The 14,050-nt window shown below is 59.3% G+C and carries 11 protein-coding genes and 2 pseudogenes; 8 read left to right on the top strand and 5 right to left on the bottom strand.

Annotated elements, in window-relative coordinates:
- From I6F28_RS36585 to I6F28_RS36575, 3 genes are all read left to right on the top strand, one after another.
- The coding region (locus I6F28_RS36585) for a PilZ domain-containing protein (RefSeq protein ID WP_225143822.1) at positions 1-889 on the top strand (889 nt) is incomplete at its 5' end.
- A gap of 10 nt (positions 890-899) precedes the next feature.
- A complete protein-coding gene (locus I6F28_RS36580; protein WP_225143815.1) occupies positions 900-2,012 on the top strand; it encodes a cache domain-containing protein in 1,113 nt (370 codons plus the stop codon).
- 118 nt (positions 2,013-2,130) lie between these two features.
- Entirely contained in the window at positions 2,131-3,165 is a 1,035-nt protein-coding gene (locus tag I6F28_RS36575; protein WP_225143813.1) for an IS110 family RNA-guided transposase, read from the top strand.
- 307 nt (positions 3,166-3,472) lie between these two features.
- Here the strand turns inward: I6F28_RS36575 and I6F28_RS36570 are convergent, their stop codons facing one another.
- A complete protein-coding gene (locus I6F28_RS36570) occupies positions 3,473-3,895 on the bottom strand; it encodes a transposase (RefSeq protein WP_369418490.1) in 423 nt (140 codons plus the stop codon).
- 44 nt (positions 3,896-3,939) lie between these two features.
- Here I6F28_RS36570 and I6F28_RS37985 point away from each other — a divergent pair.
- Positions 3,940-4,224 (top strand): annotated as a pseudogene (locus tag I6F28_RS37985) (transposase); the annotation flags it as partial.
- Positions 4,225-4,357: 133 nt separating this feature from the next.
- Here the strand turns inward: I6F28_RS37985 and I6F28_RS36560 are convergent.
- Positions 4,358-4,609, bottom strand: a complete 252-nt coding sequence (locus I6F28_RS36560) for a hypothetical protein (RefSeq protein ID WP_225143811.1) — start codon at positions 4,607-4,609, stop codon at positions 4,358-4,360.
- 705 nt (positions 4,610-5,314) lie between these two features.
- Here I6F28_RS36560 and I6F28_RS36555 point away from each other — a divergent pair.
- Both I6F28_RS36555 and I6F28_RS36550 read left to right on the top strand, forming a co-directional pair.
- Entirely contained in the window at positions 5,315-6,484 is a 1,170-nt protein-coding gene (locus I6F28_RS36555) for an efflux RND transporter periplasmic adaptor subunit (RefSeq protein ID WP_225143799.1), read from the top strand.
- 10 nt (positions 6,485-6,494) lie between these two features.
- Complete coding sequence (locus tag I6F28_RS36550) at positions 6,495-9,605, top strand: multidrug efflux RND transporter permease subunit (RefSeq protein ID WP_225143797.1); 3,111 nt, start codon at positions 6,495-6,497, stop codon at positions 9,603-9,605.
- A 440-nt stretch (positions 9,606-10,045) separates the two neighbouring features.
- On the opposite strand, the gene I6F28_RS37980 is transcribed toward I6F28_RS36550, so the two are convergent.
- Positions 10,046-10,324, bottom strand: coding sequence for a transposase (locus I6F28_RS37980; protein ID WP_225131477.1), 279 nt, complete (start codon positions 10,322-10,324; stop codon positions 10,046-10,048).
- 3 nt (positions 10,325-10,327) lie between these two features.
- Between I6F28_RS37980 and I6F28_RS36540 the strand changes: the two genes are divergently transcribed.
- Positions 10,328-11,926: an oleate hydratase gene (locus tag I6F28_RS36540; RefSeq protein ID WP_225131487.1), complete on the top strand. Its 1,599-nt coding sequence runs from the start codon at positions 10,328-10,330 to the stop codon at positions 11,924-11,926.
- Between the two features lie 338 nt (positions 11,927-12,264).
- Positions 12,265-12,582 (top strand): hypothetical protein, encoded by a 318-nt coding sequence (locus I6F28_RS36535; protein ID WP_061877864.1) that lies wholly within the window; start codon positions 12,265-12,267, stop codon positions 12,580-12,582.
- Positions 12,583-12,801: 219 nt separating this feature from the next.
- On the opposite strand, the gene I6F28_RS36530 is transcribed toward I6F28_RS36535, so the two are convergent.
- The gene (locus I6F28_RS36530; RefSeq protein WP_225143795.1) at positions 12,802-13,743 is read right to left on the bottom strand and encodes a transposase; all 942 of its coding nucleotides are present in this window, start codon (positions 13,741-13,743) and stop codon (positions 12,802-12,804) included.
- A pseudogene (locus tag I6F28_RS36525) lies at positions 13,740-14,050 on the bottom strand (hypothetical protein); the annotation flags it as partial. The gene I6F28_RS36530 and the pseudogene I6F28_RS36525, both read right to left, overlap by 4 nt.

The raw sequence follows: 14,050 nt of genomic DNA, 5'->3' as shown, positions 1-14,050 counted from the left end.
TGGTCTGATGCATCGAATCGGGATCCTCGATTCATTGCTCTACTGGCTCAGCACTTTTCCCTTCAGGCTTGCCAGCCTGATTTGCCCACTGTTGTACTGGTGGTTCGGCATCACCATCGTGAACGCGTCGCTGTTGGAAATTATCAGTTACTATGTACCCTATTACCTAATGGTTCTGGTGTCCCTAAACTGGCTTTCAAAAGGCTTGTTTGTCCCGCTTCTTAACGATACTGCTCACCTGATCGCGGCCTGGCCCATCAGCCAAGCAGCTGCTCTCGGGCTTCTCACCAGCGGATCGCATAAATTCTCGGTGACGGCCAAAGGCGGCGACCGCACCAAGGTTGTTGTTCAATGGGCGTTGATGCGACCGTTTGTACTCCTGCTCGCTCTGACGATCGGCGGCCTGATCGTGCCGTTGAACTCCGATTTTGTCTTCGATACGTCCGCAACAGCGGGTGACAGCACGGCTATCGTGATGTTCTGGACAGTTTACAACATTCTGGTGCTGTCCGTGGCAGTCGTGGTGTGCATTGAGCGACCGCGATACGATCGACCTCAGCGCCAGATTCCAGAACCCATCACGTTGGTGATCCAAGGTGAGAAGCATCGCGGATGGCTTCTCAATCTGGGCCGAGGGGGCGCTCGAATCAGCGGTCCATCCGGACTTCCCGCCGGAGCAGCAGGGAAGCTCGACCTGCCCGGGATTAGCGGAGTAGACGCGCATGTTGCTGCGACTACTCGTGACGGCTATCGAGTCAAGTTCTCTCCAACTCCCGAGCAAAGCGCGAAAATTATCAAGAAGCTTCACACTGAATCCGCCATGCCAGGGGCCGATCGAGGGAACATCTTGCAAATGATCCGCGAGTTGGCGCGAGCTCTAACGAGTTGAGGAGCGCGAGATGCCGAAAAGACCGAGCCTACTCTCCTTGGTGTTCTGTGGAGGCGCCTTGCTCATATTGGTGCCGGCCGTGGTGACCGCGACGATCTACACGGCCTTGCTACAGCAAGGGGGAGAGCAGCTGCAGTTCGACGCGTTAAGAATTCGCGGCGAAATGAGTTCCGCGCTGTTGGCCCGTCGGCTCTATGGAGTTTGGATGGATGTAGCTAGGTCCGCTGAGCTCATTGACCTAACAGATCTTAAGCATGCGCGAGAACACATCGACTTCTTGAGCCGCCTTGATCGACGCTACACTTGGCTCGGCGTCGCGGATCTCGAAGGGACCATTCTCGCGGCTAAAGACGGCATGCTCGAAGGAGTAAGCGTTGCACAGCGACCTTGGTTTAGACGGGGCCTTGTCTCGCCGGCGGCTATCGATGTGCATGCCGCTCAACTACTGGCCACCCAGTTGCCTGCATCTCGTGAGCCCTATCGCTTTATCGACCTGGCAGCGCCGTTGCGCCGCGCCGGCTCCGTTGCCGGGGTCATCGGCGCTCACCTTGACTGGAAATGGGTCGCAGAAGGCATGGACTCGTTACAAGTACCCGGCATTGACGTGCTGCTGCTTTCGGGGGATCGAACCGTCCTGTTTGGTCCGCCGGATCTTATCAACCAGCCGCTCAACATCGGCTCCGCGCTTGCGGCTAGTCGCGTCACGACTGGGTCTCTGCGCGAACGTTGGCCTGACGGCAGGGACTACTTCACAGTGATCGTTCCGACGGTCGGCTTCGCGAACCTTCCAAGCTTCGGTTGGTCTCTTCTGGTTCGGCAGAGTGCCGACGAGGCGCTTGCGTCCACCCGTAATCTAATCCGATCATTCTGGAGTAGTTTCGGTGCTTGTGCCATCGCCACACTAGCACTACTCTTTTGTGCGGCGCAGTGGCTGAGGACGCCTCTTCGCCGGCTCTCGAATACAGCGGAGGCCCTCTTGCACGATCCATCCGCGCGCCCGCCATATTCGGAGACACGCTTCAATGAAGCGGCGAGGCTCAGTGACGCGCTAGCTCGCATCCAGTCGAAGCTGATGGGGCACTCTGTTCGCAATTCGATCCAAGGACCGGGTGGGGACAACTAGATGCGGTAATGGGCCCGGCTCCGGAGCAAGGGGTCATGATGGTGGCTGTCCCCCGATAGATGATGAAACGGGGTCACGACTTGAGTCGGCCCCAAGCATCTGGAGACGGAGGACAGCCGTGGAGAATTATGCCGGAATCGACGTGTCATTGGAACTGTCGAGCGTGTGTGTTGTGGACGCCCAGGGTAAGATCCTGAAGGAAGCGAAGGTCGCAAGCGAACCCGACGCCTTAGTTGACTTTTTTGAGACGCTCGGCTTTGCAGTGAAGCGGATCGGGCTGGAGGCTGGGCCGCTGTCGCAATGGCTGCATGCGGGCCTGAAAGGTGCAGGATTTGAAACAGTTCTGCTGGAAACGCGGCACGTGAAGGCCGCATTATCTGCAATGACGGTCAAGACGGATCGGAAGGATGCCCGCGGGATCGCCCAGTTGATCCGGATGGGATGGTTTCGGCAGGTACACGCAAAGTCGGTTGATGCGCAAGAGATCCGGGCACTCCTGATCGCACGCAAACAGCTTCTCGGGCGGCTGATCGATGTAGAATTAAGTATCCGAGGGATTTTGCGCGGCTTCGGTCTGAAGGTTGGCCCGGTGACGCGAAGGAATTTTGAAGCGCGGATTCGAGAGTTGGTTGCAGGCCAGGCGACATTGGAGCGCATTGCTGGTGCGATGCTTTCGGCACGATCGGCCCTGAAGGCAGAATACGGAAGACTACACAAGGCTGTGCTGGCAATTGTGCGTGATGATGCAGTCTGCCGCCGGCTTATGACAGTACCAGGCGTTGGCCCCCTGGTGGCCATCACCTACAAATCGGAGCTTGATGATCGTCATCGCATTGTAAAGTCAAAGGCAGCAGGCGCGCTGTTCGGGCTCACGCCAAAGAAATATCAATCGGGAGAAAAGGACGTCACGGGCGGAATCACGCTGGCCGGCGATGAGACGGTGCGGACGGCCTTGTATGAAGCCGCCAACGTTCTGTTATCGCGCATCACGCGGTTCTCAAAACTCAAACGCTGGGGGATGGACGTCGCCAAGCGGAGAGGCTCGAAGCGCGCAAAGGTCGCCTTGGCACGCAAGCTCGCAGTGATCCTGCATCGGATCTGGGTCGATGGCACGACTTACCGATGGGCCGAAGCGGGCTCAATCGCAGCATAGAAGACGTGGAGGAGATCGAGAACGCAACCGGGATGAACTGAAGCCCGGTGCCCGAAGTCCCGTCGCCGGGACGGTGGATGCGGTGAAGCCGTTACACGCCCAGTGGCCGTCGTCCGACGAACCACGCGTATCTAGATAGGCTCACCGCTCCCTCTGACAGCATGATGTGGCGGCCAGGCGTCGACCACGAACAGAAGCATGAGCTCGGCGGCGTGGCGTTCACTCGGGAGGCTTGACATCATCGGGCCCATTACAGAAGGTGTGTACTCAAATTCGTCTAGCGGATCAGGGCGGACCATGATTCAAGCTACCGAACATCGGGGCTAGGATCATGCGCTACGACCTGACGGATTTCGAGTGGAGTGATCGAACCCCTTAGTCCGTCGAGCAGGGCCTCGGCGCACGTCACGTCGTGGGCCTCGCCGGGGGTGATCATGAGGCGGACCGGGCGGCCTTTCGCGTCGACGCGCGCGTGGATTTTGGTGGTGAGGCCGCCTCGGCTTCGGCCCACACAACGATCTCCACTCTTTTTTTCACCCCGGAAGCATGCTGATGGACCCGCACGACCGAACTGTCGATCATCTGCACCTTGCCATCGTGTGCCTTGACGACCGCATCCATCAGCCGGTCCCAGATGCCGGCTTTGAGCCAGCGGTTGAAGCCGATTGTAAGCGGTCGTATAAGGCCCGTATCGCTCGGGCAGATCGCGCCACGGAGCTCCCGCGCGCAGGACCCAGAAGATGCCGTTGAGAACGCGGCGGTTGTTTCGATGCGCGCGCCGTCGTCATCGCCGACAAAGGCTACGATGCCGATCGTGTTCGTGCCCACATCCGTGATCAAGGTGTGATCCCCAACATTCCCAACAGATCCAACCGGAAGAAGAGGTTCCGGTGGAAGAAGACCATCTATCGCGAGCGCAACCACGTTGAGCGCTTCTTCAACAAACTGAAGCAGTTTCGACGCAACGCCACCCGCTACGACAAGCTCGGCGCCCAGGACTTGCCGCCCGCTTGCTTCAGGCTCTGTAGACGCGTCTGGCGTCCGGCTCGGTTGCTATGATGGAACGTATGGCGTAATAGCCCATGAGGACGCATTCGCGTTGAAGCATGTTGAGCCGGCTGCCGATCAGGAACGCGCGTGAAACGCGTTTCCAGTCGCTAGCAACTTAGACGGCAGAAGTCGATCAGGCGCGTCACCAACCTGGTCGGTGCCTTTTGCTTCTTCTGAACGACCCAACCCGGCCGCCCGCCTTTAATGGCCCCGATCCTCGGCGGGCGGCGATCGCCGCAGCCCGACTGAATTGTCGGCGCTCGAACCAGCTGTTCTTCTTGCGGAAGGCGTTGCGGATCGAGATGGTCGAGCTGATCAACACGCCTTTGGTTTTCTGCTCGCCGCGACGTGCCTTCTTGCCGTCACCGGCATCGCCGGCCTTCTTCAACGCCACGAAGGCGGCGACAATCCCAATTAGGATCTTACAAGGAAGAGTTCTTAGCGGTGGTGGTGGTTTCCGCGCGGCAATCCGGATGGAAGCGGCGATCCTCTGCCGATGACAGCAGGCAATGCTTCTCGATCGTATTATCGACGCGCCATCGGCCGATGGTGGCAGGTAGGGTCGAAATCTCCATCCCGACACACGATCTTGCACTACGCTCTTGTGAGCTTCGCTCCTTACGCAGCCGTTCTCGCTCGTAGACGGGCCGGTAGAAAGCTGCTCTCCTTGTCAGAAGTTGGACAATCCGCCTGTCAGACCTAGCGAGATCAAGGTCATCGTTTCGTGCCAGATGAGTGTCTGCTTTGGCACGACACCTGCACGGCCGTCCGCATCACGTGCGTCACCGCATAAACTCTTGAGGAACGGACCATGGTAAACGCAGAGACGCGCACGGGCGGCCACATTCATCTAGGATCGCTGCGTTATACACAAAGGTGGAGGATCGCATGTGCATAGTCGAGCACCCTGATTTCACTGCTAACCTGGATACGGTGATTCCGCCCATCCTATCGAATTTTGAGGCACACAGAAGCTCCTCATTTACCCACCCGTCCGGGCGGAGCTCTTTTCACTCCATACAATTTGGCCAAGCACGGCATGAGCGCGGCAATAACGAACCAGTGTTCATTTCACCTGCATAGCTATGGATCCAGGATAATGGCGCGCGGCCTCGATAGGTTTGGCTTGTGGTTAGCTCTGCCGACGGCTCTGCTGGTCGCTGCATGCAGTGGCGAACAGTCCAGCGACACGCCCGCCGCACCACCAGAAGTAAGTCTGCCCTTCGTCACGGTGCTGACGGTGAAGCCGGAGGCAGTGACGCTCGCTGACGAACTGCCGGGACGCGTGGCTGCTTACCGAACCGCCGAGATTAGGCCCCAGGTCGGCGGGATCATTGAGAAGCGCCTGTTCGACGAAGGTTCGGAGGTCCAGGCCGGGCAAGGGCTTTTTCAGATCAACCCTGATCCATTTAAAGCGGAGGTCGACAGCGCGGCCGCAGTGCTTCAGCGAGCTGAATCCAGTCTGGTGCGCTTTGAAAGTAAGTTCGAGCGTGCAAGACAGCTGGTGACGAGCAATGCGATCAGCCGTGATGCATATGATGATGCGATCGCCAATCTTGCTCAGGCGAAGGCGAATGTTGCCGAGGCACGGGCGATGCTCCAGCGCCGCAGGCTCGATTTGGCTTTCACAACAGTAAGGGCCCCGATCTCTGGGCAGATCGGCCCGGCGCTTGTTACTGAGGGCGCACTTGTCTCGGCTAACGGAGCCAAGGCTCTCGCGATCGTCCAGCAGATCGACCGGGTCTACGTTGATATTCGCCGACCTGCTGTGCAGATCGACGCGATCCGCGAGTCTGTTCAATCTAGGCAGCTTGATTATCTGTCTAAGGTGCCCGTTGAGATTAGCGCCACGAGCGGAAAGCCTTATCCGGTCACCGGGCGCGCGCTGTTCGCGGACGTCAACGTCGATCCCGGCACGGGCAATATCACCGTGCGCGTCGAGATGCAGAATTTGGGGCGCTTCTTGCTTCCAGGAATGTATGTCCGCGCCCGCTTACCCCGCGTGGTGCGGCATAGCGCATTGCTAGTGCCGCAGGAAGCCGTCATCCGGGATTTGGCGGGCCGAGCGCAACTCATCATCGTCGACCACAACAAGCAAGCGGCCCGACGCCCCATCGATGTGGGTGAGGTTGTGGATGGCCGCTACATTGTTACTTCGGGGTTAAAAGCCGGCGACGTTGTCGTGGTGCAGGGGCAGGAGCGCGTGCGGGATGGGGCCACGGTGCACTCGCAGCCATTCAAGCACGCCGCCGTGCAAGCCGAGCATTGAGAGAAGAGCTATGCCTCAGTTCTTTATCGAGCGGCCCGTCTTCGCATGGGTAATCGCTATATTTGTCGTTCTCTTGGGGGGCTTGGCAATCCCGCAACTGCCTGTCTCTCGCGCTCCAAACATCGCGCCGCCGACAGTCAGCATCTATGCAATGCATACAGGAGCCACACCTCAGGCGATCAACGACAGCGTTCTCAGTCTGATTGAAAGAGAGCTGTCGAGCGTCAAGAACCTGCTCTATTTCGAATCAACCGCCGATACGTCGGGCGAGGCGAGCATCACCGCTACGTTTAAGCCCGGCACCGATCTCGAAATGGCGAAGGTGGATGTCCAGAATCGCTTGAAGAGTGTCGAAGCGCGTCTTCCTGAGCCGGTGCGCAGAATCGGCGTTACTGTGGAATCGGCTTCCACCGGGTTTATCATGATTGTGACGCTCAGTTGCAACAATGGCCAATGTGACGAACTCGCCCTTGGCGACTACCTGTTGCGAATCCTTGCTCCTGAAATAAAGCGTGTTGAAGGCGTCGGTCGCGTGCAGGCTTTTGGCTCGGAACGCGCAATGCGCATTTGGGTTGATCCAACCAAGCTCTTGTCTTATTCGCTATCATTAACTGATATCATAGCAGCAATTCGGGCTCAGAACGCGCAGATCGCGCCGGGACGCGTCGGTTCGGAACCAACCGTGCCCGGGCAGAAGGTGAGCATCCCACTCACAGTTCAAGGACAATTGCAAACGCCAGAAGAATTTGCGGCCATATTGCTCCGTTCAGAGCCGGACGGCTCAAAGCTCGTGCTGGCCGATGTCGCGCGCGTGGAGCTGGGTGCACAAACTTACACTTTTGCAATCCGCGAGAACGGCAAACCGGCGACGGCTGCCGGGATTCAATTGACGCCGGGCGCAAATGCGATCCGGACGACCGCCGCCGTCCAGGCCCGTCTCGCCGAGCTCGCGCCGGCCATGCCGAACGAAATGAGTTACGCCGTAGCTTTCGAGACCGCACCTTTCGTGAAGATCTCGATCAAGAATGTTCTTCAGACCCTATTCGAGGCGATGATCCTCGTTTTCCTCGTCATGTTGCTGTTTCTTCAGGATGTCCGATACACACTGGTCCCGGCCATCACCGTCCCGATCTCACTATTAGGCACCTTCGCGGTGATGTGGATGGCCGGCTTTTCGATCAACGTGTTCACGATGTTCGGTATGGTATTGGCAATCGGTATCATTGTCGATGACGCTATCGTTGTAGTCGAGAATGTAGAACGCATCATGGCCACGGAGGGGCTGACGTCCAAAGCTGCTACGCAGAAAGCCATGAACCAGATCACAGGTGCGGTCATCGGTATCACGCTCGCTCTGTCAGCAGTGTTCGTTCCGATGGGGCTCACGAGCGGGTCGGTCGGCGAGATCTATCGGCAGTTTACATTATCGATGACGGTCTCGATCCTCTTTTCAGCTGTTCTTGCCCTCACATTGACACCAGTACTATGCGCAACGCTACTTAGTCCAATCGAGGGCGGCCATCATGAAAAACGAGGCTTCTTCTGCTCGTTCAATCGTACCCTTTACCGGTTGACCAACGCCTATGTCGGATGGGTTGCTAAAATGGTCACGAGGACCGGCCGGATGATGGTGCTCTATGCCGTCATCGGCGTTGTTCTCGCGGCTGCGTATATGCGTTTGCCGACATCGTTTGTGCCCGAAGAGGATCAAGGTAGTTTTTTGACGACCTTCGTCCTGCCCGCCGACGCGACGGCAGGGCGCACCATCGAAACTGTGAATCGGTATGACCAACATGTGGGGTCACGCCCAGACATTGCGGGCAACCTCTCGCTAATCGGTTACGGATTTTCCGGCTCTGGGCCGAACACCGCGACCTCGTTCACGACACTCAAGGATTGGAGCGTACGGAGCGGGACGATCGACGACGAGATTGACAGCGCGACGGCAGCCATGGTCAGCGCACCGGAAGGGCTGATCATGAGTTTGAAGCCGCCTGCCATCGAATCACTAGGGACCACTTCCGAGTTTTCCTTGCGTTTAGAGGATAGAGCCAATCGCGGCGTTGCTGCATTGATGGCAGCACAAGCCCAGTTGTTGCAGCTTGCGGCTCAAAGCAAACTCGTGGGAAACGTCCATGTTGAAGGCCTGCCAAGCGCGCCGAACGTGAAGCTGCAGATCGATCGACAGAAGGTTGAAGCGCTGGGTGTATCGTTCATCGCGGTCAGTGATACCCTCACGGCTGCCATCGGGTCAACTTATGTCAATGATTTTCCGAATGCTGGACGCATGCAACAGGTGATCGTGCAAGCCGATGCTGCGACCCGAATGCAGGTTGACGACGTGCTTAGGTTGTATGTCAGCAACAATGCAGGCGCCATGGTGTCCCTGTCAGAGCTCGTCACGCCAATCTGGGAAACTAGCCCCCTCCAGTTCGTCCGTTATAACGGCTATCCGGCTGCACGCATTGCAGGCAGGCCTGCACGCGGGATATCCAGTGGCGACGCGATGCTGGAAATGGAAGGACTAGCGTCACAATTGCCGGCAGGTTTCGCGGTTGAATGGACTGGGCAGTCGCTGCAGGAAAAGCAATCCGCCTCGCAGGCTCCCTTCCTGCTTGCTCTCTCCATGCTGGTCATCTTTCTGGTGCTAGCTGCGCTTTACGAGAGTTGGTCAATACCGTTCTCGGTGATGCTTGTCGTACCGCTTGGAATCATCGGTTCTGTTCTTGCAGTCCATCTTCGTGGGCTCGAGAATGACGTCTTTTTCAAAATCGGTCTAATAACCATTGCCGGACTTTCAGCCAAGAACGCGATCCTCATCGTTGAGTTCGCCCAGCATCTTCGCATTCAGGGGCATTGCCCAATGAAGGCCGCCGTCGAAGCAGCCGGACGTCGATTGCGGCCGATTCTGATGACCTCGCTGGCCTTTGCACTCGGTGTGGTCCCGCTGATGCTTGCCCGTGGCGCCAGCGCCGAAACCCAGCGCGCGATCGGGACCGGCGTATTCGGTGGGATGATCTCAGCAACGGTCCTTGCTGTGTTCTTTGTGCCGGTCTTCTACGTCGTAGTCATGAGATATTTCGGGCGTGGCAAAGAACGCGCAGCCATGCGAGCCCACTAGCTACGCCTTCCAGCAGGCCCCGAAACCGCTTTCTAGATTGAGACACTCGTCTTATATAGCACTTTCGAGCAGAGCTATGCAGTAAAGTAGGTGATGACGGCTTGAGATGGGCAGCGTATCGAGGCGGATGCCGGATACCACAGAACCTCTCAAAAAGAGCGATACGCCATGACCGAGCGTCGCGGCCAACTCGTCGCGCAAGCTTCTAACGTCGTAGGCTCGATCAGTCGACGACGCGGGCTACGTGGGTGTTGCCACGAGTAATCAAGAAAGAAGCGGGGCGCCCAATATTGTCGATCAACGCTTGGATTTTGGTGGTTGTTCGCCGCGCGAGCGGCCGATCGCATTGTTGAAGGTCCTCCTTTTTGGGCCGGCCGCGGGGGCCATGGGCTTTGATTTAGCTGGAATCCACCGAGATCGAGCCGGACACGCCGCTTGATTCAGTCAGAGCGTAAAAACGTTCGTCCAATCCCCGCTCGGCTCCAGCGACTGACGCCGTTGTAGATCGTTGTGTAAGGACCGTAGACTTCCGGGCAATCACGCCAGCGCGAACCTGCTTCTAGCAAGTGGACACTGCAGTTGATCACGCATCGATCATCGACCCGATGCGCTCCCTTGCGCCCTCGCCGGCAACAACGGCTCAATCCGCCGCCATTCCGCGTGGCTGAGCCAGTCCTCACCGCGCTTGATCCAGCGCAACCTTGAATGCGTCCGGCCATGCTATGTCGCTTCAGAATGTCGAATTGCAATCGAGGCAAGTTATGAAGGCGTATTTCATCGGAGCTGGCATCGGATCGCTCGCGGGCGCGGCATTCCTCGTTCGCGACGCGCAGGTGTCGGGGCGCGATATCGTGATCTACGAGCCACAGCCGCTGGTCGGCGGCAGCCTCGACGGCGCGCTGCTTGCGAACCGCGCTTATTCGCTGCGCGGCGGGCGCATGCTCACCACCGATCACTACGAATGCACCTGGGACCTGCTGTCGAGCATTCCGTCGCTCGAACATCCCGGCCTCAGCGTGCGCGAGGAGACGATCGCGTTCAATCTGGAGAATCCGGCGCTTTCGCAGGCGCGGCTGGTCGACCGCAACCGCTTCAAGATCGATGTGACTCATATGGGCTTCTCGGCGCGCGACCGACTCGAGCTGCTGCGGCTCACCGAGGCCTCAGAGGAGACGCTCGGCAACAGCCGCATCACCGACTGGCTGTCGCCGAACTTCTTCGAGTCGAATTTCTGGTACATGTGGCAGACCACCTTCGCCTTCCAGCCCTGGCATAGCGCCCTCGAGCTGAAGCGCTATCTGCACCGCTTCATGAACGAGTTCCCGCGGATCGAGACCCTCGCCGGCGTCAAACGCACGGTCTACAATCAGTACGACGCGATCGTGCGGCCGCTTGCCGACTGGCTGAAGCAGCAGGGCGTGCAGTTCGTGCTCGGCACGGCTGTCATCGACATGATGCTCGAGGACGAGGGCGGGCGCATGCGCGTCCGCCAGCTCATGCTCGACCGCGACGGCCGCACCGCCAATGTGCGCCTCGAGGACGACGACCTCGTGTTCTTCCAGAACGGCTCAATGACGGACGCCTCGAGCCTCGGCACCATGACGGATCCGGCGCCGCACCTGACCAAGAAGGATAGCCAGGGCTGGGCGCTGTGGGAGAGGATCGCGAAGGGACGTCCCGAATTCGGCAATCCGTCCGCGTTCAACACCTCAATCCCCGAATCCTACTGGCTGTCGTTCACCGTTACCTGCAGAGATCCCCGCTTCTTCGACAAGATGGAGGCGTTCTCCGGCAACAGGGCCGGCACCGGCGGGCTCGTCACGTTCAGGGATTCGAACTGGCTGATGTCGGTGGTGCTGTATCATCAGCCGCATTTCGCTGGGCAGCCGAAGGACGTGCAGGTGTTCTGGGGCTATGCGCTGCACCCCGATCGCGTCGGCAATTTCGTGGCCAAACCAATGTCCGAGAGCGGCGGCGCCGACATCCTGAACGAGCTATGCGGGCACCTCAACTTCGATCGCGAAATGTTGGAGACCGCGACCTGCATTCCCTGCCGCATGCCCTACATCACCAGCATGTTCATGCCGCGCAATCTGGCCGACCGGCCGATGCCGGTGCCGAAGAATTCGGTCAACCTCGCCTTCGTCAGCCAGTTCGTCGAGATCCCCCATGACGTCGTCTTCACTGTCGAATATTCGGTGCGCGCGGCGCAGATGGCGGTCTATCAGTTGATGAAGGTCGATCGCCCGGTGCCGCCGGTGACCCGTTACGACAAGTCGCTCGCGGTGATCTTCGCGACGCTGAAGAAGGCTTTCGGGTGACGCATTCCCGGGACGGCGTCGCGATCGCGCGACTGCAAGCGGCAGTCTGACGTGAAAGACGGCGCCCCTGACGGGACGTTTTCGGCCCCGATGCGGCCGCCATGCGCTTCGACGATGGTATGCGCGATGGAGAGGCCTATGCCCATGCATAGGACGCCGTGACCTGCGTCGGTGATAGAGATAAGGGCGAGGTCGCCCTCGGCGAGACTCGTTCGCCGAGCAGGACCATGTCGCCACGCGAGTGTCTGCGGGCGGGCTCCGTGACCAGGCAAGGGTCACGCGCTGATCTACAGCGAGAGCCTCATCTCGCCCGTCCTGGGACCGGACTGGAGGCGGGCGTGGTGCTGGTGCAGGGGCTGATGAGAGCCGTTCTGCTGCGCGAGCGCCGGTTGCTCTTCGTGGACGAGGTCGAGGCGCGCCAGCGCATGTCGGAGCTCGCCCACATGAACCGCCGCGCGACCGCGGGAGAGATGTCCGTTTCACCCGCACACGAGCTGAACCAGCCGCTCGCCGACATTCTGATCAATACCGAGCCGGCCCAGCAGATATACAGAATCTGGCACCCGACCTCGGCGAGATCGGGGGCGCCCTTGACCACATCCGCCGTGACGGTCAGCGAACCGCTGAAGTCATCGGCCGGCTGCGGGCCTTCCTAAAGCGAGACACGACCTAACGGCGCGAGCGCGCCCCAATGCCCACGGTCTGCGAGGTGTTTCGATTCCTGTCCGTGCAGGCCCTGCTCAACGATGTCGAACTGCGCTCTGCTTAGAGCTAATACCATTCAAGCGCCCCCCGCTGAGAAGCTTCAATCACAGTCTAATCCCAGATGGAATCCTTTATTGAGTACAGACCTAGCACTACTTTGGCAGATTTATTCACGCCGCTGCTTTTCGCCGATTTGTCTTCTGCAGTGGGGGCATCGCTGAGGTCGCGGTTGAACGATGCGATCGACGATGGCTTGGCGTACGGCCGGCAGGCTCGGCTGAGGCGGTGGACCGTTGATTCTTTTTTTTCCGCCCCGCTTCTGCGAGACGGCAATGCTGGAGGAATGCGTAAGCGATCATGGTCATGAGCGCATGACGATGAAGGCCCTGCCAGGATCGTCCCTCGAAGTGATCAAGCCCGAGTTCCTCTTTCAACTGCTGATGGGCCTGTTCGCAAATCCATCGCGCCTTGATCGTGGCAGCTAACATGCGCAGAGTCGTCTTGGGCGTGGTACCAATCAGCACCAGCATGCATTCGCTGTGATCTTCCATGCGGGCCTGCAGGTACACGCCATCGGCCCAGATGTAGACATAGCGACGCGCCGACAGATCGCGTCTCTGCCAGCGTTCGTACTCGACCTGCCAATCGGCCTTCAGGCCGGCGATCACCGAAGGCGACAGGTTCGGCGCATCCTTGCCGAGCAGCGCCGAGAGCGCGTCCTGGAAGTCGCCGGTCGAGATGCCGCGCAAATAGAGGACCGGGATCAAGGCATCCAGGCTCTTCGTCCGCCGCGCCCATAGCGGCAGGATTGCCGAACTGAAGCGGAGGCGGTCGCCTGGCCCGCTCGCTCCGCGGTCGCGGACCTTGGGACGAGCGACCTCCACCGGACCGATGCCGGTCGCAATCTCGCGTACCGGACCGTGCCCATGTCGGACCAGGCGCGCTCGACCATCGGGCAGCGTCAGATTGGCCGTGCTGGCCAGAAACGCGCCAACCTCGATCTCGATCGCCCTAGCAAGCAGGTCCCGCGCGCCGGCTCGAACGATATCGGTCAGTGGATCATCAACCGCGGACGGCTGACGGAAAGCAAGAACATTGGTAGTCTCGGTCATGGCGTATCGCTCTCCTCAAGAGGTTCTGGCAGGCTCGTCACCCGCCTCGATACGCCGCCTTTCCTCACACCGTCATCACCCAGATTCCGCCATAGCTCCTTGATCCCGTGCTTCCTGGCCAGGCGGTTGAGCCCCTTGATCGCCGCGTGCAGCAGCTTGGCATCGGTCGGGAAGGTGATCGCCTTCGGCTGCACGGTGGTATGTGCGCCATGACGGCGCGAAGAAGGAGGTTGAGTATGTAGACCATCTTCCGAGCAGCCTTGCTGCGCAAGAGATGAGGGCAGGCCCCTCGGACTCGGATTGCAGG

It is taken from the genome of Bradyrhizobium sp. NBAIM14, from assembly GCF_020193895.1.
Lineage (GTDB): Bacteria > Pseudomonadota > Alphaproteobacteria > Rhizobiales > Xanthobacteraceae > Bradyrhizobium > Bradyrhizobium yuanmingense.
This window is presented reverse-complemented; position numbering and strand designations above follow the sequence as displayed.

What these genes read in the sequence shown, in the direction of transcription:
- I6F28_RS36580 (WP_225143815.1), top strand. Translation starts at nt 900, where the DNA reads ATGCCGAAAAGACCGAGCCTACTCTCCTTGGTGTTCTGTGGAGGCGCC.
- I6F28_RS36555 (WP_225143799.1), top strand. Translation starts at nt 5,315, where the DNA reads ATGGCGCGCGGCCTCGATAGGTTTGGCTTGTGGTTAGCTCTGCCGACG.
- I6F28_RS36550 (WP_225143797.1), top strand. Translation starts at nt 6,495, where the DNA reads ATGCCTCAGTTCTTTATCGAGCGGCCCGTCTTCGCATGGGTAATCGCT.
- I6F28_RS37980 (WP_225131477.1), bottom strand. Translation starts at nt 10,324, where the DNA reads ATGGCCGGACGCATTCAAGGTTGCGCTGGATCAAGCGCGGTGAGGACT.
- I6F28_RS36540 (WP_225131487.1), top strand. Translation starts at nt 10,328, where the DNA reads ATGTCGCTTCAGAATGTCGAATTGCAATCGAGGCAAGTTATGAAGGCG.
- I6F28_RS36530 (WP_225143795.1), bottom strand. Translation starts at nt 13,743, where the DNA reads ATGACCGAGACTACCAATGTTCTTGCTTTCCGTCAGCCGTCCGCGGTT.